The organism is Pseudomonas sp. Cab53, assembly GCF_018325965.1.
GTDB classification, from domain to species: Bacteria; Pseudomonadota; Gammaproteobacteria; order Pseudomonadales; family Pseudomonadaceae; genus Aquipseudomonas; species Aquipseudomonas chlororaphis_E.
In genome coordinates, this window is sequence record NZ_AP021902.1 from 2,654,201 (window position 1) to 2,671,013 (window position 16,813).

Below are 16,813 nucleotides of genomic sequence, written 5' to 3' on the forward strand. Positions count from 1 at the left end.
TGGTTCGGTAGCATGTTCGCCGTTGGCTCAGCGAGCGACAGGCAAGGCAACGCTGGGAATGGCGTGCAGGCCGATTTCGTCGTCACTGAGGTGGCAACCGGGGTCCTGGCCCCACAGGTCGCCGTCGGCCCAGGCGCGGGTGCGGGTATTGCCGTTGCAGATGGCCAGCCAGCGGCATTGCCCACAGCGGCCGCCTACGGCCCGTGGATGTTCACGCAGCTTGTGCAGCAATGCGTCGGGGCGGTCGAGCCAGAGCGTCTTGAACGGGGTCTGGCGGACATTGCCCACCGAGTGCTGCCACCAGTAGGTGTCGGGGTGGACCTCGCCGGTGTTGTCGATATTGGCAATGCCGCTGCCCGACGCGTTGCCGCCCCAGGCCCGTAGCATCTGCTCCAGCGCGGCGTAGTGCTGGGGCAACCGGCGGCCGACCCATTGCAGCAGCAGGATGGCATCGGCGTCGTTGTTGCCGCTGACGAAGTCGCTGTCGCGCCCCTGCTCGATGTCGCGCCAGGCTCGCTCGAAGATCAGGGTCATGGCCTCGCGGCTCATCTGTTGGTGGGCGTCGAGTTTGCGGCTGCGCTTGCCCCGGCCGCTGTAGTTGAGGTGCGACAGGTAGAATTTCTGCACGTCGTATTCGTTCATCAGGTCCAGCAACCGGGGCAACTGGGCGTGGTTCTGCTGGGTGAGGGTGGTGCGCAGGCCGACCCGGATCCCTTGCTCGCGGCACAGCCGGATGGCCGCCATGGAACGGGCGAAACTGCCCTTGAGCTGGCGGAAGGCATCGTGGGTGGCCTCCAGGCCATCGATGCTGATGCCGACGTAGTCGAACTGCGCCGCGCCGATCTGCTGGATGTTGTCGGCGTCGATCAGCGTGCCGTTGCTGGACAGGGCGAGAAAGAAACCCTTGGCGCGGGCGTAGGCGCAGAGCTGGAACAGGTCATCGCGCAGCAACGGTTCGCCGCCCGAAAGGATCAGCACACGCACGCCGGCGTCATGCAGATCGTCGATGACCTGGAGCGCCGCCGGGGTGTCCAGCTCATCGCGAAACACACTGTCGGCGGACGTGGCGTAGCAGTGCTTGCAGGTCAGGTTGCAGCGCCTGAGCAGGTTCCAGATCACCACGGGCGGCCTCAGGCTGCCCGGTGGCGCGGTGCGCGGGGCCGGGCAATGGCCGGCCAGGGCGCGCAGGTAGTGGCTGATCCTCAACATAAAGCGCTCCTTGAGTCGACGCGGGCTCAGCGTGTGCCAGGCGACAGGCGCAGGCCGGTTTTTTTCAGGATCCGGCTGCTCACCAGCATGTCATCGGCGCGACAGGCGTCCCCCAGCAGGTAGCGCAGGTGATCGCGGTAGCTGTCGATTTCCTCGCGGCTGCGGCCGTGGACCATGGCGAACAGGTTGTAGCGCCAGCCGGGCCGGCGCGGGCGCCGATAGCAGTGGCTGACGAAGGGCTGGGCGCCCAGCAGCGCACCGAGGCGCGGCATGTCGGCGTCGGCCACGTCCCAGACCGTCATGCCGTTGTGGCGGTAGCCCAGGCGGTAGTGATTGGGCACGGCGGCAATGCGCCGGATCGCGCCTTCGGCCTGCAAGCGCTTGAGCAGGTCGAGGGTCGACTCCACGCTCAGGCCCAGCTGCTCGGCCAGCCAGCTCCACGGGTCTTCGAGCAACGGCAGGCCTTCCTGGGTCAGCTCCACCAGGCGCAGCGCCAGGGACGTTTCAGCCTGGTCAGGTGGTGCGTCCAGGTGCGACTCAGAGGGGGAAATACAGGCCGACATGGTAGGTCTCCTCTTTGGGCAGGTTCAGCGGCACCAGGCCGGTCAGGCGCTCGATCCGCAGCAGGCTGTCGTGGATCGCCTGTTCACTGGGGCAGGCCAGCACGAACCACATGTTCCAGCTGTGTTCGCGCCGGTAGTTGTGGGCCACCTCGGGCATGTCCGCGAGCAGCTCGGCGATGGCGTCGAAGCGGGCTTCGGGCACCGCCAGCGCTGCCAGGGTGAAGGCGCCGCCCAGGCGATCGATGTCGAACATCGGGCCGAAGCGCGTGAGAACGCCGTCGTTGAGCAGTTCGTGCAAGCGGTCGAGCAGTTCGGTTGCGCTGCTGCCCAGTTCGCAGGCCAGTACCTGCCAGGGATGGCGCACCAGCGGCAGGCCCAGTTGCAGGCGGTTGATCAGGCGTCGATCCAGGTCATCCATCGATCCGGGCTCCCACGGGTGGAGCGAAGCGCCCACCGCATTGTTTGAACAGGTGCGTGCTGAACAGCAGTTGATGAGGCAGGTCGTCCAGCAGATGTTCGGCCAGCAGCGCCTGGACCTGGGCCTCGACACGGTCACGCTGGCGCCCGTGGATCATGCAGAACAGGTTGTACTGCCATTGGGGCAGGCGCCGTGGGCGTTGGTAGCACAGGCTGATGCCTGCGGCCTGGCCCAGGCGCCGACCGACCTCGTCGACCAGGGCGTCCGGCACGTCCAGCACCAGCATGGCATTGGCGGTGAACCCCAGGGCGCGGTGATTGACCACCAGCCCGACGCGCCGGAACAGCCCCTGTTCGTGCCAATGCTGCACCTGGTCGAGCACCTGCTGCTCGCTGGCCTCGATCTGTTCGGCCAGGGCCTGGAACGGACGCGGTGTCAGCGGCAGTCCGGTTTCCAGCGCGCGGCGCAGCGCCAGCGACTGTTGCTCACTCAAGGGGTTTTGCATGGGAGGCCTCCAGGGCAAAGCCCAGGTCGATGCGGTAGGCGGTCAGCATGGGCAGGTCCAGGGGCGTCAGGCCGGTGTCGTGCTCCAACTCCTGGAGAATGGTGTCCAGGTGGGCGCGGTTCGGACCGGTCAGCACGAACCACAGGTTGTAGCGGTGTTCGCGTGCGTAGTTGTGATTGACTTCCGGGTACTGGCTGATACGCGATGCGACCTGGTGCAGGCGGTCTTCGGGCACCGCCAGGGCGGCGAGGGTGCTGGCTCCGGCGCGGGTGTGTTCGAACACCGGGCCGATCCGCGACAACGCGCCGGCCTGGTGCAGGGACTGCAAGCAATCGAGCACCTGGGCCTGGGTGCAGCCCAAGGCCTCGGCCATGGCCCGGTAAGGTTCGGCGCACAACGGCAGGCCATGCTGGAAGCGATCGATCAGGCGCCGGGCCAAGGGGTTCGCAGTCATGCTCAATACCCCGGTTTGTGCGCGCGGCTGCTGAAGAAAATGCCGCTGGGGCTCAGGGCGGGCAGGCGGCCCAGGCGTTCAAGCCGATAGGGGTCCCAGACCTGCACGTCGCCACCGTCCCGGGCCGACAGCCACAGTTGGTCACCCCGGGCGGTGAACTCCATGTGCAGCACCGCAGGCCCGGGTCGCAAGTCCGCGACAATGGCGTGGGTCTGGGTGTCGATGACCTGGACGCGGTCGTTGTCCGGGTAGGCGAAGTTGACCCACAGCTGCCGGCCGTCCGGACGCGCAGTGACGAACACCGGTTGTCCGCCCACCGCGATGGCGTCGGTCTGTCGCCAGTCGCGGGCATCCATCACCAGCACCTGGTGATGGCCGACGGCGGGCACGAAGGCTTGCTGGTCGGCGATGGCCCAGCCTTCCAGGTGAGGCATCTTGTACACCGGCAGCCGGGCCTGGCCGCGTCCGTAGTGCCCCAGTACGCGTTTTACGCCGCGCTCCGGATGCCACAGGTCGAGTTGGGCCATGCCGTCTTCGCCGAACAACCCGGCCATGTAGTAGCGCCCGTCCGGGGAGATCAGTGCGTCGTAGGGTTGCTGGCCGATGTCGGTGAAACGCTCGATGCGTGGGTTGAGGCCCTGGCTGAAGTCGGCCGTCCAGATTTCGCCGGTGTCGAACAGGCTGAACACGAAGCGCTGCCCCGGCGCATCCACCAAGCCGACCACGCGCGAGCGCTTGTCCCCGCCAGGCAATGGCGTGGCGGGAATGTCGGCGACCTGGTCCAGGGTGGCGGCATCGAACACCTTGACACCGCCAGGCTCGTAGTTGGAGACGGCGATCAGCTTGCCGTCCTGGCTGATCGCGCCGCCGATGCTGTTGCCGCCCTGGACGATGCGTCGCTCGATGCGCGCGGTCAGCAGGTCGACCTTGCTCAAGCCGCCGTCCCGCCCGAACACGTAGGCATAGCGTTGGTCGCGGGAGAACACCACCGAGGCGTGGGACAGGTCGCCCAGGCCTTCGACGCGGGCGAGGGCGGTGCGGGTATCGCTTTCGATGATTTGCAGGCTGCCCGTGGCGCGTTCGACCACCACGCCCAGGTCGCCGGTGCCGCGAAGCGGTGCCTGGGTGCAGGCACAGAGCAGCAGGGCGAGGGCCGATGAAGTCAGTAATGAACGGATCATGAGGCAGGTTTTCCTTGAAGAAGCCGGTCCACCAGCCAGCGGATGTCGTCGGGGCCGAGCAGGGGTGCCCAGCCAGGCATGGCGCTGCCGGGGCGACCCAGGGTGACGGTGGCAATGAGGCTGTCGCGGGACTTTCCGGCCAGCGCGGCGTGGGTCAGCGGTGGACCGAGGCCGCCGGTCAGGTACAGGCCGTGGCAGGCGCCACAGTCCTGGTCCAGCAGGTGTTGCAGTTGGGCTTGGCGCTGCGGGTCGGGAGACGCCAGCGCGCCGGCCGAAAAACTGAGGAGCAGGGCGGTCATCAGGGTTGTTGAGCTGTGTCGTTCCATGACGCCTCCTGGTCAAATGCTAAGTGATCCCTGTGGCGAGGGGATTTATCCCCGCTGGGCTGCACAGCAGCCCCAAAACCTGATACCGCGGTGTGTCAGGCTGACGGGGTTGCTTTCTGGGGGGCTGCTTCGCAGCCCAGCGGGGATAAATCCCCTCGCCACAGAGGTTTCTCTCACTGAGGGTTATTTGAGGGTCAAGACCCACGCAGCCAGGGTCTTGGCTTCTTCTTCAGTCACCGGGTTGGCCGGCATCGGCATGGGGCCCCAGTTGCCTTGCGTACCTTCCTTGATGTGCTTGGCAAGCACGTCCTGGGCCCCGGGCACGTTGGCGTTCTTCGCCGCGACGTCCTTGAGGGCCGGGCCCACTACCTTGGTGTCGATGGAGTGACAGGCCGCGCAGGGCTTGCTCTTGAACAGCGTCGGACCGTCTTCGGCCAGGGCCGGTTGCAGGCTGGCGGCCGCTGTCAGGGCCAGTGCGATCAGAATAGGCTTCATGGTTTTTCCTCTTATTGATGGAGCTCAATAGATGTCGTGTTGGGTGTTGTAGACGTTGAATTTGCCGGTGGGCGTGATCAGGCGCTTGTCCTTGATCACGTTCTTGACCTTGAGGGTCTTGTCGTCGATCACCACCAGGGCCGACTCGTCGTCCTGGCCGCTCCAGACCGAGAACCAGACCTCATCGCCGGCCTTGTTGTATTCCGGTTGCACCACGCGCAGGGCGCCTTTCTTGATGCCGGCGTATTCGGCAATCGGCAGCACGGTGTAGCCGGCATCGAGCTTGTCGATGTTGAACACGGCCACCGACTGGCTGAGCTTGGCGTCCGGGCTCAAGGTGGTGTCGACGTACAGGTGCCGGGACTCGGGGTGGGTCTTGATGAACAGCGAACCGCCGCCCTGGCCTTGCAGCGAACCGACCTGTTTCCAGGCGTATTGCGGGTGATTGACCGGGTCGGTGCCGATCAGCGAGACGCCGGCATCGCCCAGGTGACTGGTGGCCCACACCGGCCCATAGAGTGGGTGGTTGAAGTTGGCGCCGCGTCCCGGGTGCGGGGTCTTGCCGACGTCCACCAGGGCGGTGAGCTTGCGCTCCTTGGAGTCGATCACCGCGACCTTGTTGGAGTTGTTGGCGGCCGTCATGAAGTAGCGATGGCTGCTGTCCCAACCGCCGTCATGAAGGAACGGCGCGGCGTCGATGCTGGTGATGGTGAGGTTCTTGATGTCCTGGTAATTGACCAGCATCACCTTGCCGGTTTCCTTGACGTTGACGATGAACTCCGGCCATTCGTGAGAGGCGATGATGGCCGCCACGCGTGGTTCGGGGTGGTACTGCTGGGTGTCGACGGTCATGCCGCGGGTCGAGACGATCTGCTTCGGCTCCAGGGTCTCGCCGTCCATGATGGTGAACTGCGGCGGCCAGTAGGAACCGGCGATGGTGTACTTGTCTTCGTAGCCCTTGAACTTGGAGGTTTCCACCGAACGGGCTTCGATGCCCACTTTGATTTCCGCGACCTTGGTCGGCTCTTTCGGCCACAGGTCGATCATGTCGATCTTGGCGTCCCGGCCGATCACCAGCAGGTAACGCCCGGACGCCGAGATACGCGAGATGTGCACCGCATAACCGGTGTCGATCAGCTTGACGATCTTCTTGCTGTCGCCGTCCACCAGGGCGATCTTGCCATCGTCACGCAGGGTCACCGAGAACAGGTTCTGCAGGTTGAGGGTATTGAGTTGCCGGGTCGGGCGGTCTTCAGGCTTGACCAGCACTTTCCAGGTCTTGAGGGTCTCGGCCATTCCCCATTCCGGTGGTGTCGGCGGGGTGTGCTGGACGAACTTGGCCATCGTCGTGATCTGTTCTTTGGTCAGCGCATTGGAGGTGCCCCAGTTCGGCATGCCGGCGGCCGAGCCGTAGGTGATCAGCGCCTCCAGGTAGGCCTGGCCACGGGCCTGGGTGATGTCCGGTGTCAGGGGCTTGCCGGTGGCGCCTTTGCGCAGCACGCCGTGGCAGCCGGCGCAGCGCTGGAAGTAGATTTCCTTGGCCGCGTCGAAGTCGGCCTGGCTCATGTCCGGCGCCCCTTCGGTCTTGACCAGGCGCGGCTGGTCCGGCGCGGGGTCGTTGGCAAAGGCGTGGGCGGCGACCAGGGCCGTACATAACGCCCCGACCCTCAAGACCCACGATTTTTTGTGGCTGATCAGCATTCCATTTCTCCTCAGGCATGACCTGCATGGTGTGCCGTAACAGGCGTTCGGCGCGCAGGTTCTGGGTGCCCTGCAAGGCTATGCCCGGGCCGGTGGTTGATCGCTTGACGGCGATCAAGTTTGCCCGCCGCAGCCCTTGCCAGGTTGTCGCAGGGCCCCGTAGCGTGGGCGGCAATCGAGTTGCCTGATCAGGTCCAGTCATGAACGCCATCCACTCTTTGCAACAGCCGGACGAACCTTTCTACCAACCCCAGGACAACGAGCAGGCGCTGTTCGAGCAGGCCTGGCAGCACCGTATGCCGGTGTTGATCAAAGGGCCCACCGGTTGTGGCAAGACCCGCTTCGTCCAGCACATGGCCCATCGCTTGAAACTGCCGCTGTACACCGTGGCCTGCCACGACGACCTGAGCGCCGCCGACCTGGTGGGCCGTCACCTGATCGGCGCCCAGGGCACGTGGTGGCAGGACGGCCCCCTGACCCGCGCCGTGCGCGAAGGCGGCATCTGCTACCTCGACGAGGTGGTCGAAGCGCGGCAGGACACGGCGGTGGTGCTGCACCCGCTGGCCGATGATCGTCGGCAGTTGTACCTGGAGCGCACCGGGGAAGTGCTCCAGGCGCCGCCAGCGTTCATGTTGGTGGTGTCGTACAACCCCGGTTACCAGAACCTGCTCAAAGGCATGAAGCCCAGCACCCGTCAGCGTTTCGTGGCGATGCGCTTTGGCTATCCGGCGGTCGCCGATGAAGAACGCATCGTCGCTCGCGAGGCCGGCGTGCAGTTGCCGCTGGCGGCCCAGGTGGTGCGCTTGGGGCAGGCGCTGCGCCGACTCGACCAGCACGACCTGGAGGAGGTGGCTTCCACGCGCCTGCTGATTTTTGCCGCGCGCATGATCGGTGCCGGGATGGACCCCCGCCAGGCCTGCCTGGCTTGCCTGGCCGAGCCCTTGAGCGACGACCCGCAGACGGTTGCCGCGCTGATGGAAGTGGTCGATGTCCACTTCGGCTGAAACCCCGGCCACGCCCCGGCGTTTGCCGGGGGACCTGGCGATGTGGTTTTTCATCCTTGCCGAACTGTCGGTGTTCGCGCTGCTGATCCTGGCGTTCACCGTCGCCCAGGCGCTGGACCCACAGACGTTCAGCGAAGGCCGTCATCTGCTGGATCGCTCCACGGGCCTGGCGATGACCCTCAGCCTGCTCACCGCCGGGCTGTTCGCCGCGCTGGCCCAGGAGCAGGTCAGGCGCGACCGGCCGCGTCACGCCGCACGGTTGCTGTGTGTGGCGTTGCTGCTCGCCTGCGGCTATGTGGGGATCAAGCTCACGGAGTACGCCCACCTGTTGGCGGACGGCTTGGGGATGGAGCACAACACATTCTTCACGTTGTACTGGATCCTCACCGCGTTTCATTTTCTCCATGTGTTGCTGGGCATGGTGATCCTCGCCTGGCTGGCCGAGGGCTGTCGGCGACGTCGCTATCGGGCGCTGCGCAACAGTGGGCTGGAATCCGGCGTGCTGTATTGGCACATGGTCGATCTGGTCTGGGTGCTGCTGTTCCCGGTTGTCTACATCCTTGATTGAGCGGAGGTGCGCATGTCGGCTTCCCGTGTCCTGATCGCCTGCTGGCTGACGCTGGCCGTGTTGAGCGCCGGCACCGTTGCCCTGGGCCAGATCGCGGCTACCGGGCTTGTATCCATCGCCATCCTGGTGGTCGCGGTGACCAAGGCCTGGCTGATCGCCGACGGCTTCATGGAGCTGCGCCACGCGCCGCGATTGTGGCGGCGGCTGGTGTTGAGCTGGGCTGCGCTGCTGGCGGTTGTGATCGGGATGGTCATCTCGTTCACGATCTGAACTTGCACAAAATACCCTGTGGCGAGGGGATTTATCCCCGTTGGGTTGCGAAGCAACCCCAAAGCATTCGACTCAAATTTTTCTGATACACCGAGTTGTCTGGTTTTAGGGCTGCTTCACAGCCCAGCGGGGATAAATCCCCTCGCCACAAAAGCCTGCCTGTCTTTCGGACTGTATTGGAACAACCCACCAAAACCATCGGAGATTCTTGATCGCCATCAAGCGGTTTCGAGGGGCTCGCTTCCTAGAATGAACACGCCAAGCAATGAGGAAGTGACCATGTCAGATACCTTCACCAAAGGCATGGCCAGGAATATTTACTTCGGGGGAAGCGTGTTCTTTTTCCTGATATTCCTGGCCCTGACCTACCACACGGAACAGACCTTTCCAGAACGCAGCAACCAGGCGCAGTTGACCGAATCGGTGATTCGCGGCAAGGGCGTCTGGGAGCGCAACAACTGCATCGGCTGCCATACGCTGCTGGGCGAGGGCGCGTACTTCGCGCCGGAGCTGGGCAATGTGGTCAACCGCCGCGGCGGCGATGAGGCGTTCAAGCCGTTCCTGCACGCGTGGATGAAAATGCAGCCGCTGGGCGTGCCCGGTCGCCGGGCCATGCCGCAATTCAACTTGAGCGAACAGGAGGTCGACGACATCGCCGAGTTCCTCAAGTGGAGTTCGAAAATCAACACCAATGGCTGGCCGCCAAACAAGGAGGGCTGAGAGATGAGCATGGCTAATCCGCATCTGAAATTCGCCTCGCAGGCCGTTGCCAAACCCTATTTCGTGTTTGCCCTGATGCTGTTCCTGGGGCAGGTCCTGTTTGGTTTGATCATGGGCTTGCAATACGTGGTCGGCGACTTCCTGTTCCCGCTGATCCCCTTCAACGTGGCCCGCATGGTCCACACCAACCTGCTGATCGTCTGGCTGCTGTTCGGCTTCATGGGCGCGGCGTACTACCTGATACCGGAGGAGGCCGACCGCGAACTGCACAGCCCGAAACTGGCGCTGGTGCTGTTCTGGGTATTTGCCGCCGCCGGGGTGATGACGATCCTGGGCTATCTGTCGGTGCCGTATGCGACCCTGGCGAAAATCACTGGCAATGACCTGTTGCCGACCATGGGCCGTGAGTTCCTCGAACAACCCACCATCACCAAGATGGGCATCGTGGTGGTTTGCCTGGGGTTCCTCTACAACATCGGCATGACCCTGCTCAAGGGCCGCAAGACCACCGTCAGCATGGTCATGATGACGGGCTTGATCGGCCTTGCGGTGTTCTTCCTGTTCTCCTTCTACAACCCGGAAAACCTCGCCCGCGACAAATACTACTGGTGGTGGGTGGTGCATCTCTGGGTCGAAGGCGTCTGGGAACTGATCATGGGGTCGATGCTTGCCTTCGTGTTGATCAAGATCACCGGCGTGGACCGCGAAGTGGTGGAGAAATGGCTCTACGTGATCATCGCCATGGCGTTGATCACCGGCATCATCGGCACCGGCCACCATTTCTTCTGGATCGGCGCGCCGCAGGTCTGGTTGTGGGTCGGTTCGATCTTCTCGGCGATGGAACCGCTGCCGTTCCTGGCCATGGTGATCTTCGCCTTCAGCATGGTGCGCAACCGTCGTCGTCATCACCCCAATCGTGCCGCCACGCTGTGGGCCAAGGGCACCACGGTCACCGCGTTCTTCGGTGCCGGCGTCTGGGGCTTCCTGCACACCCTGGCGCCCGTGAACTTCTACACCCACGGTTCGCAACTGACCGCGGCACACGGCCACCTGGCTTTCTACGGGGCCTACGCGATGATCGTGATGACCTTGATCAGCTACGCCATGCCACGCTTGCGCGGGTTGGGGGAAGCGGCCGACGAGCGTTCGCAGAAATTGGAAATCTGGGGCTTCTGGCTGATGACCCTGTCGATGGTGATGATCACCTTGTTCCTCACCGCCGCCGGTGTCGTGCAAGTGTGGTTGCAACGCTGGGCGGTGGACGGCAGTGCCTTGCCCTTCATGGCGACGATGGATCACCTGCGGCCGTTGTTCTGGGCGCGTCTGATCAGTGGCGTCGGTTTCCTGCTGGGGCTGCTGTGCTACCTGCTCAGCTTCCGTCAGCGTGGTCGTGCCGCCCTGCGTGCACCGGCCGCCGTGGTGCCGTCATGAGTCGCCACAACGACTAAGCCGAACGCATGTGTGGTGAGGGAATAACCCCCCTCGCCACAATGGATTTGGCTTGAAAGGAGGACAATCATGGCCTTTACCCTTGAGCTGGAAGAATGGGTCGGCAGTGTCTGGCACCGGTTCATCACCCGCCGCGCCAGTGTCGATTTTCCCGAGGCACAGGTGGCGTTGATGCCTCGGCAACGCGCGCTACATGTGCTGCTTCGCGCCACGGGCGGGGCTCGTCACCTGGGGGTGCAAGCCGTCAGTGAACGTGACCTGCTGCTGCGACGCAGCCTGCTGCAACAGATTGCCGGTACCTGCAAGCAGGTGCCTTTGGCCTGGTGCGATGGCGACAATCTACGGTTGCCGGCCAGCCTGGCGACCTTTCCCGACGCCGCACTGAATGAAGAGCTGTACCGCTGGCTTGCGCTGCTGGCGGCCCAGGCGGGAGAGATGCGGCATTGGGGGCGAGACAATCAGCGCTGGACCCAGGCCGTGCTGCGGCGCTACCCGGCCATGGCCGTGCGGTACCGGCGGCTGGTGGACGCACACCTGTCCCTGCGGCCTGACCCTGCCACGCTCAACAGTGCCGAGGCCGCCCTGGAGCGCGCGGTCTGCCAGGCGTTGCGCGACCCCGGCAGTGTCGAGCATTTTCCGCGCAGTGAACGGGCGGTCTGGCCGTTGCCGCTGTGGCTGTACCCACCCCAGTCGCTGGCCGATCCCCAGGCGGCCAATCTCGAAGAGTCCGAACAGTACCTGGCGACGCCACCCGGGGAGCAGCAGGGCGGTCGCAAGCGTGCCGAACGAATCGACGACAGCAGCCGCGACGGCGGGCTGTTGATCGTTCGCCTGGAAAACCTGTTCAGCTGGACCGAACACGTGGACCTGGATCGCTGGGCGGATGACCGCGAAGACCCGGACGCTGCCCGCGTGGCCGAAGACCTGGACCACCTGACCTTGTCGCGCACCCGGGTGCGCAAGGGCGGTGGCCTGAAACTGCACCTGGACCTGCCGCCCGCCGATGTGGATGACCTTCCCCTCGGTGAAGGCATCCTGTTGCCGGAATGGGATTACCGCAAACAGCACCTGCAAGCCGATTTCGTCAGCGTGCAGACCTTTGTGCCCCGCGACTGCGAGGCCCAGCCGTTGCCGGCACGCTTGCGGCCTTCAGCCCAGCGACTGCGGCGCCAGTTCGAACACCTGCGCAACGACCGGCAATGGCTGCGCCAGCAGACCCAGGGTTCGGAGCTGGACCTGCAGGCCTGGCTGGATTTTCATGTCGAGCGCCAGCATGGCCAGTGCAGCGAGCGCGGCCTGTTCCTGGAACAACGCCAGACCCGCCGCGACCTGGCCTGCCTGCTGCTGGCCGACCTGTCGATGTCCACCGACGCTCACCTCAACGACGAGCACCGGGTGATCGAGGTGATTCGCGACAGCCTGTTGCTGTTCGGTGAAACCCTTGCGGTGCTGGGGGACGACTTTGCCTTGTACGGGTTTTCCTCGCTGCGCCGCCAGCAAGTGCGTCTGTATGAGCTCAAGGCGTTCGGCCAGCGCTACGACGACCAGACCCGAGGCCGGATCCTGGGGCTCAAGCCCGGTTACTACACGCGCATGGGCGCGGCGATCCGCCAGGCCACCCAGCGGCTGGCGGGCTGCAAGCGGCGACGCAGATTGTTGTTGCTGCTCAGCGATGGCAAGCCTAATGACCTGGACCTCTACGAGGGACGCTACGGCGTGGAAGATACCCGCCAGGCCGTGCTGGAGGCACGGCGCCAGGGGCTGACGCCGTTCTGCATCACCATCGATCGTGAAGCGGGGGATTACCTGCCGTACATGTTCGGCGCCAATGGCTACACCCTGATTCGCCAGCCCGAGCAGTTGCCCCTGCGCCTGCCGCAGTTGTACCGGCAATTGACGCAGGAGTGAGGGTCAGACGATGTCGCGGGGCAGCCAGAAAAACATGACGGTGCAAAACACCGTCAAGCCGACGCAAAACCAGGTGAAGCGCCGCCGCCGGCGTTCGCCGGCCAACGCGGCCTCGGCCGGCAGGGGCATGCCGCACTGGCGACATTCGGTTTCTGGCGCGGGGTTGGCCTGCTGGCAATACAGGCAGGTGATGTGCGGGCTCATTCGAACTGCTCCAGGCGCAGGCGATCAAGAATGGCGATCTGGCGACCGTCCTGGGTAATGATCTTTTCATCGATCAGGCGCCGGATGATCCGCGAGAAGGTTTCCGGCTGGATCGACAGGTGCCCGGCAATCAATTGCTTGGCCATCGGCAGTTCGAACTGGCTGTCGACGGTTTGCAGGCGCACCAGTTGCGTCAGCAGGTAGCGCACCACGCGGTGGGTGGCGTTTTTCAGCGACAGCGTTTCAATCTCGTTGACCCGCTGGTGCAGGCGTACGCAGAGCTTGGCCAGCAGGGCGAACGTCAATCGGCCATTGCTCTGCAACAGCCGCATGTAAGTGGCGTTGGACAGGCGATACAGCTGGGTCGGCCCGACAGCCTCGGCCGATGCGACGTAGTTGGGAGTGTCCATCAGCATCATGGCTTCGGCGAAGGTCTGGCGCTCACCGATCACCTCGAAGACCTTTTCCTGGCCGTCCGGAGTCAGCCGATAGATTTTCACCGCCCCGGAAATCACGAAATAGAACGCCTGGGCCGGTGCGCCCTGGCGGAACAGCGGGTCGCCCTTGTCGATGTTCAGCAGTTGGCTGGAGCTCATCAGTTCGTCGAGCTGCTCTTCGTTCAGAGGCTCGAACAGGTGGTGGCTGCGCAGAATCTGGTGATGGACACGGTGGAGCACCATGGCGTGGATCCTTGTAATGAGAAAGAAATGCTTGGGTTTCAGACCAGGCTCAGGGACAGGCCACTGGCAAGCGCCAGGACGCAGGAAAGCAGGACGAACCAGGTGAGCGAGAGGGCGACAGGTTTCATGGGCGGTTTCCGGCAAGAGGTCTATGCCGTCCCTGAGCAAGAGCCGGGCCATGCTTGCAGGCCTTGTCCGTGGGCGGTTGACGGCGAGCAGGGTAAAAATGACCCTCTCACAAAAGGGTAAAAATCACCGTCATCAGGTAAAAATCACCCTAATCTCCTATGAGAGCGCGCTTGCTCGCGAAGGCGGTGTGCCAGGTAAGCCGATGCACTCGCAGGACCGCCTTCGCGAGCAGGCTCGCTCCCACAGCGGTGGGCGGGGTTTTCTCAAGGTGAACGGCCGCTTCCGGCAAGGCCCTTGCAAGTGCCGTTGCGAGACCGGCGATCGCCAGTGAGCGGGCTTGATCTGAGACAAGTCCCGTCAGCGGCGATCACCGATCATTCGAACCCTGTTTGTCGACCCTTGCCAGCGGGCAGTCCGTGGGTGAGGTAAGGAGTGAGGTATGCAAGTGCTCGACCGTCGCAAGGCCATGGCCATCCTGCCGGTATGGCGCCTGGCGTTCCGGCCGTTTTTCCTGGCCGGGTGTGTGCTGGCGCTGCTGGCGGTGCCCTTGTGGCTGGCCGCCTTCAGTGGGCGCCTGGCGGGCTGGCAGCCGGCTGGCGGCTGGTTGGCCTGGCACCGTCATGAGCTGCTGTTCGGTTTCGGCCTGGCGATCATTGCCGGCTTCCTGCTGACGGCGGTCCAGACCTGGACGGGCACCCCGGGGCTCAGTGGCAAGCGCTTGGCGGCGCTGGCGCTGGTCTGGCTGGGGGCGCGACTGGCCTGGCTGGCCGATGCCCCCTGGCCGGTGCTGGCGCTGCTGGAACTGGGTTTCGCCCTGGCCGTGGCGGCCTGGATGGGCGTCACCTTGTGGCGCGTGCGGCAAAAGCGTAACTACCCGATCGTGCTGGTGTTGCTGCTGTTGGCCGCTGCCGATGGGCTGTCCGTGTACGGCCTGGTCCGGCACGACGAGGGGTTGCAACGCCAAAGCGTGCTCACCGGCCTGTGGCTGGTGGCGGCCATGATGGGCCTGATCGGCGGGCGGGTGATTCCATTTTTCACCCAACGTGGCCTCGGCCGGGTCGAAGGCGTCGCCCCCTGGCCGTGGCTCGATCGCCTGTTGCTGGGCGGATCGGCCCTGGTGGCGTTGCTGTACGCCTTCGGACCGGCGTTGTCGGCCAACGGCGCGGTCGGCCTGTTATTCGGTGCGTTAGCGCTGGGCCATGGGATCCGGCTGGTGCGCTGGCATGATCGTGATCTGTGGCGTGTGCCGTTGCTGTGGTCGTTGCACCTGGCCTACGCCTGGTTGGCGCTGGCCTGCCTGGGCATGGCGCTGTGGCACTTCGGCGCGCCGGTGACGCCGAGCCTGGCCGTGCACAGCCTGACCATCGGTGCCATGGCCGGGTTGATCCTGGCGATGATTGCCCGGGTCAGCCTGGGCCACACCGGGCGTGCCCTTGAACCGCCCAAAGGGATGACGCTGGCGTTCGTGCTGCTGAACCTGGCGTGCCTGAGTCGCGTGTTGCTGGTGCTGGTCTTGCCCTTCGCCGCGCTGTGGGTGGCCGGGTTGTGCTGGGCCCTGGCGTTCGGGCTCTACGCTTGGCGCTACGGTCCGATGTTGTTGCAGGCCCGGGTGGATGGACACCCGGGATGAGTCCCTTGGGCGGAGTGAATCGATGATGTATGGGGTCTTGCTGGTCACGCACCTGTTGGCGGCCATCGCGTTCATAGGCACTGTGTTTTTCGAAGTCTGCATCTGGCACGCCGCGCGCCGGCCGTTGGCCGAGACGGCCAGGGCCGCCGCCGACCAGGCGATAGCCCAGCGTTCACGGCACGTGCTGCACGGTGTGGTGCTGCTGCTCTACGGCGCCGGCATTGGTCTGGCCTGGCAGCATCGCGGGGCGTTGAGCCATCCGCTGGACAGCAGCTTCGGCTTGCTGCTGAGCCTGAAGATCCTGCTGGCAACGAGCATCATCGGGCATTACCTGTTGCTGGCGTTCTGGCTTACGCGGGGCCGATTGAGCCCGGCCCGTGCCTGCTGGCTGCGGCGCAGCATCCTGGGGCACATGCTACTGATCGTGCTGTTGGCCAAGGGGATGTTCTATTGGCAGTTTTGAGCCCCCAGCCTTGGGAGTGATTGCAGGATAGGAGCGCACCAATGGTCTTTGTGGGAGCGAGCTTGCTCGCGATAGCGGTGTGTCAGTCGAGATCAGCATTAACTGACCCGACGCCATCGCGAGCAAGCTCGCTCCCACAAGGGGTATGTGTTGTTTGAGGTTAGTGAGCAGGCTTCATCGCGTTGACGAACAGCACGTTGTTCTCCAGGTGGATGTGTTGCATCAGGTCGTCGCGAAACTCCACCAGCCCGCGGTACAGGGCGCGCCAGGTGTTGCAGGCGTCGGAGGGCGGGGTGATCTGGTCGGTCAGGGTGAGCATGGTTTCCAGGGCTTCACCGTGCTGGTCGTGTTCGTAGCGCAGTACCTGGATCGGCGCCGAGGCGCGTTCGCCCAGGCCGTGTTGCAGCATTGGGAACAGCACCTGTTCTTCCTTGAGCATGTGGCCTTCGAGTTCCTGGTACATGTCCTCCAGGTGGTCGGCCAGGCCATTGGGGCAACTGGCGCGGTTGCCGTGCACCAGTTCCACGCGACGGGCCAGGCGGATCAGTTCCGGCAGTTGTTCGCGATGGCGGGCGTGGTAGCGTTCCAGGATATGGGTGATCAGCAGCGCCTGGGGTTCGTCGCGCCAGTCGTGGCCCAGTTCGCCGGCAGCTTGCAGTGTCTTGAGGGCGTCGGCGATCAGCAGCGGGTTCAGGCCCTTGCCCAGCGCCGCCTCGCGCAAGGATTTTTGCCCGCCGCAACAGAAGTCGAGGTTGTAGTGATGAAAGGTACGCGTGGCACCGGGAATGTCGCAGGCCAGTTGGCCCAGGCTTTGTTCCAGCAGGTCGAGGCTCATCATGTTTCCTTGGGTTGAATCCCGGAGCGGGACAGATGAGCAGACTTAGCAGGCCGCATGCCAAGTGCAATGCATTGAAAATCAACCATAATTTTTTGGCC

Annotated in this window: 20 protein-coding genes; 8 read left to right on the forward strand and 12 right to left on the reverse strand. The window is 64.4% G+C overall.

Translation table 11 applies throughout. The features are described 5' to 3' along the window. Positions 1–27: 27 nt before the first annotated feature. From nirJ to nirS, 9 genes are all read right to left on the reverse strand, one after another. Entirely contained in the window at positions 28–1,209 is a 1,182-nt protein-coding gene (gene nirJ / locus KI241_RS11595; RefSeq protein ID WP_212803728.1) for a heme d1 biosynthesis radical SAM protein NirJ, read from the reverse strand. 26 nt (positions 1,210–1,235) lie between these two features. Further along, positions 1,236–1,772 carry an Lrp/AsnC family transcriptional regulator gene (locus KI241_RS11600; RefSeq protein WP_047737996.1) on the reverse strand — a complete coding sequence of 179 codons (537 nt, stop codon included), beginning with the start codon at positions 1,770–1,772 and terminating at the stop codon, positions 1,236–1,238. Next, the gene (locus KI241_RS11605) at positions 1,747–2,190 is read right to left on the reverse strand and encodes an AsnC family transcriptional regulator (protein WP_042732837.1); all 444 of its coding nucleotides are present in this window, start codon (positions 2,188–2,190) and stop codon (positions 1,747–1,749) included. The genes KI241_RS11600 and KI241_RS11605 overlap by 26 nt, the downstream gene beginning before the upstream one ends. Continuing rightward, complete coding sequence (locus tag KI241_RS11610) at positions 2,183–2,695, reverse strand: Lrp/AsnC family transcriptional regulator (RefSeq protein ID WP_042732838.1); 513 nt, start codon at positions 2,693–2,695, stop codon at positions 2,183–2,185. The genes KI241_RS11605 and KI241_RS11610 overlap by 8 nt, the downstream gene beginning before the upstream one ends. Continuing rightward, positions 2,676–3,149 carry an Lrp/AsnC family transcriptional regulator gene (locus KI241_RS11615; RefSeq protein ID WP_053145048.1) on the reverse strand — a complete coding sequence of 158 codons (474 nt, stop codon included), beginning with the start codon at positions 3,147–3,149 and terminating at the stop codon, positions 2,676–2,678. The genes KI241_RS11610 and KI241_RS11615 overlap by 20 nt, the downstream gene beginning before the upstream one ends. 2 nt (positions 3,150–3,151) lie before the next feature. Then, entirely contained in the window at positions 3,152–4,330 is a 1,179-nt protein-coding gene (locus tag KI241_RS11620; RefSeq protein WP_123578106.1) for a cytochrome D1 domain-containing protein, read from the reverse strand. After that, entirely contained in the window at positions 4,327–4,656 is a 330-nt protein-coding gene (locus KI241_RS11625) for a cytochrome c (RefSeq protein ID WP_123578107.1), read from the reverse strand. The genes KI241_RS11620 and KI241_RS11625 overlap by 4 nt, the downstream gene beginning before the upstream one ends. A 183-nt stretch (positions 4,657–4,839) precedes the next feature. After that, the gene (locus KI241_RS11630; RefSeq protein WP_042732948.1) at positions 4,840–5,151 is read right to left on the reverse strand and encodes a c-type cytochrome; all 312 of its coding nucleotides are present in this window, start codon (positions 5,149–5,151) and stop codon (positions 4,840–4,842) included. Between the two features lie 24 nt (positions 5,152–5,175). Next, complete coding sequence (gene nirS / locus KI241_RS11635; protein WP_234408026.1) at positions 5,176–6,717, reverse strand: nitrite reductase; 1,542 nt, start codon at positions 6,715–6,717, stop codon at positions 5,176–5,178. A 335-nt stretch (positions 6,718–7,052) separates the two neighbouring features. Here nirS and KI241_RS11640 point away from each other — a divergent pair, with 335 nt between their 5' ends. The 6 genes from KI241_RS11640 to KI241_RS11665 all read left to right on the forward strand — a co-directional run bounded on the left by KI241_RS11640 (position 7,053) and on the right by KI241_RS11665 (position 12,771). Continuing rightward, positions 7,053–7,856, forward strand: a complete 804-nt coding sequence (locus tag KI241_RS11640; RefSeq protein WP_212803729.1) for an AAA family ATPase — start codon at positions 7,053–7,055, stop codon at positions 7,854–7,856. Continuing rightward, positions 7,840–8,424, forward strand: coding sequence for a cytochrome c oxidase subunit 3 (locus KI241_RS11645; protein WP_212803730.1), 585 nt, complete (start codon positions 7,840–7,842; stop codon positions 8,422–8,424). The genes KI241_RS11640 and KI241_RS11645 overlap by 17 nt, the downstream gene beginning before the upstream one ends. Positions 8,425–8,436: 12 nt before the next feature. Continuing rightward, a complete protein-coding gene (locus KI241_RS11650) occupies positions 8,437–8,694 on the forward strand; it encodes a cytochrome C oxidase subunit IV family protein (protein WP_047738003.1) in 258 nt (85 codons plus the stop codon). Between the two features lie 279 nt (positions 8,695–8,973). Continuing rightward, complete coding sequence (locus tag KI241_RS11655) at positions 8,974–9,414, forward strand: cytochrome c (protein WP_042732967.1); 441 nt, start codon at positions 8,974–8,976, stop codon at positions 9,412–9,414. 3 nt (positions 9,415–9,417) lie between these two features. Further along, a complete protein-coding gene (locus tag KI241_RS11660; protein ID WP_047738005.1) occupies positions 9,418–10,845 on the forward strand; it encodes a cbb3-type cytochrome c oxidase subunit I in 1,428 nt (475 codons plus the stop codon). A gap of 87 nt (positions 10,846–10,932) precedes the next feature. Continuing rightward, the gene (locus tag KI241_RS11665) at positions 10,933–12,771 is read left to right on the forward strand and encodes a nitric oxide reductase activation protein NorD (protein WP_212803731.1); all 1,839 of its coding nucleotides are present in this window, start codon (positions 10,933–10,935) and stop codon (positions 12,769–12,771) included. A gap of 3 nt (positions 12,772–12,774) precedes the next feature. On the opposite strand, the gene KI241_RS11670 is transcribed toward KI241_RS11665, so the two are convergent. Next, a complete protein-coding gene (locus tag KI241_RS11670; protein ID WP_212803732.1) occupies positions 12,775–12,975 on the reverse strand; it encodes a protein DnrP in 201 nt (66 codons plus the stop codon). Further along, on the reverse strand, positions 12,972–13,655 hold the full coding sequence (locus tag KI241_RS11675) for a Crp/Fnr family transcriptional regulator (RefSeq protein ID WP_212803733.1): 684 nt from the start codon (positions 13,653–13,655) through the stop codon (positions 12,972–12,974). The genes KI241_RS11670 and KI241_RS11675 overlap by 4 nt, the downstream gene beginning before the upstream one ends. 568 nt (positions 13,656–14,223) lie before the next feature. On the opposite strand from KI241_RS11675, the gene KI241_RS11680 reads away from it, so the two are divergent. Both KI241_RS11680 and KI241_RS11685 read left to right on the forward strand, forming a co-directional pair. Beyond that, on the forward strand, positions 14,224–15,414 hold the full coding sequence (locus tag KI241_RS11680) for an NnrS family protein (protein ID WP_053144841.1): 1,191 nt from the start codon (positions 14,224–14,226) through the stop codon (positions 15,412–15,414). 22 nt (positions 15,415–15,436) lie between these two features. Further along, positions 15,437–15,877, forward strand: coding sequence for a membrane protein (locus KI241_RS11685; RefSeq protein WP_047738012.1), 441 nt, complete (start codon positions 15,437–15,439; stop codon positions 15,875–15,877). Positions 15,878–16,037: 160 nt separating this feature from the next. On the opposite strand, the gene ytfE is transcribed toward KI241_RS11685, so the two are convergent. Next, entirely contained in the window at positions 16,038–16,712 is a 675-nt protein-coding gene (gene ytfE / locus KI241_RS11690) for an iron-sulfur cluster repair protein YtfE (protein ID WP_042729959.1), read from the reverse strand. Positions 16,713–16,813 lie beyond the last annotated feature (101 nt).

Bases quoted from the DNA above. Each gene is read 5' to 3' on its own strand.
- nirJ (WP_212803728.1), bottom strand. From the start codon at position 1,209: ATGTTGAGGATCAGCCACTACCTGCGCGCCCTGGCCGGCCATTGCCCG.
- KI241_RS11600 (WP_047737996.1), bottom strand. From the start codon at position 1,772: ATGTCGGCCTGTATTTCCCCCTCTGAGTCGCACCTGGACGCACCACCT.
- KI241_RS11605 (WP_042732837.1), bottom strand. From the start codon at position 2,190: ATGGATGACCTGGATCGACGCCTGATCAACCGCCTGCAACTGGGCCTG.
- KI241_RS11610 (WP_042732838.1), bottom strand. From the start codon at position 2,695: ATGCAAAACCCCTTGAGTGAGCAACAGTCGCTGGCGCTGCGCCGCGCG.
- KI241_RS11615 (WP_053145048.1), bottom strand. From the start codon at position 3,149: ATGACTGCGAACCCCTTGGCCCGGCGCCTGATCGATCGCTTCCAGCAT.
- KI241_RS11620 (WP_123578106.1), bottom strand. From the start codon at position 4,330: ATGATCCGTTCATTACTGACTTCATCGGCCCTCGCCCTGCTGCTCTGT.
- KI241_RS11625 (WP_123578107.1), bottom strand. From the start codon at position 4,656: ATGGAACGACACAGCTCAACAACCCTGATGACCGCCCTGCTCCTCAGT.
- KI241_RS11630 (WP_042732948.1), bottom strand. From the start codon at position 5,151: ATGAAGCCTATTCTGATCGCACTGGCCCTGACAGCGGCCGCCAGCCTG.
- nirS (WP_234408026.1), bottom strand. From the start codon at position 6,717: ATGAGCCAGGCCGACTTCGACGCGGCCAAGGAAATCTACTTCCAGCGC.
- KI241_RS11640 (WP_212803729.1), top strand. From the start codon at position 7,053: ATGAACGCCATCCACTCTTTGCAACAGCCGGACGAACCTTTCTACCAA.
- KI241_RS11645 (WP_212803730.1), top strand. From the start codon at position 7,840: ATGTCCACTTCGGCTGAAACCCCGGCCACGCCCCGGCGTTTGCCGGGG.
- KI241_RS11650 (WP_047738003.1), top strand. From the start codon at position 8,437: ATGTCGGCTTCCCGTGTCCTGATCGCCTGCTGGCTGACGCTGGCCGTG.
- KI241_RS11655 (WP_042732967.1), top strand. From the start codon at position 8,974: ATGTCAGATACCTTCACCAAAGGCATGGCCAGGAATATTTACTTCGGG.
- KI241_RS11660 (WP_047738005.1), top strand. From the start codon at position 9,418: ATGAGCATGGCTAATCCGCATCTGAAATTCGCCTCGCAGGCCGTTGCC.
- KI241_RS11665 (WP_212803731.1), top strand. From the start codon at position 10,933: ATGGCCTTTACCCTTGAGCTGGAAGAATGGGTCGGCAGTGTCTGGCAC.
- KI241_RS11670 (WP_212803732.1), bottom strand. From the start codon at position 12,975: ATGAGCCCGCACATCACCTGCCTGTATTGCCAGCAGGCCAACCCCGCG.
- KI241_RS11675 (WP_212803733.1), bottom strand. From the start codon at position 13,655: ATGGTGCTCCACCGTGTCCATCACCAGATTCTGCGCAGCCACCACCTG.
- KI241_RS11680 (WP_053144841.1), top strand. From the start codon at position 14,224: ATGCAAGTGCTCGACCGTCGCAAGGCCATGGCCATCCTGCCGGTATGG.
- KI241_RS11685 (WP_047738012.1), top strand. From the start codon at position 15,437: ATGATGTATGGGGTCTTGCTGGTCACGCACCTGTTGGCGGCCATCGCG.
- ytfE (WP_042729959.1), bottom strand. From the start codon at position 16,712: ATGAGCCTCGACCTGCTGGAACAAAGCCTGGGCCAACTGGCCTGCGAC.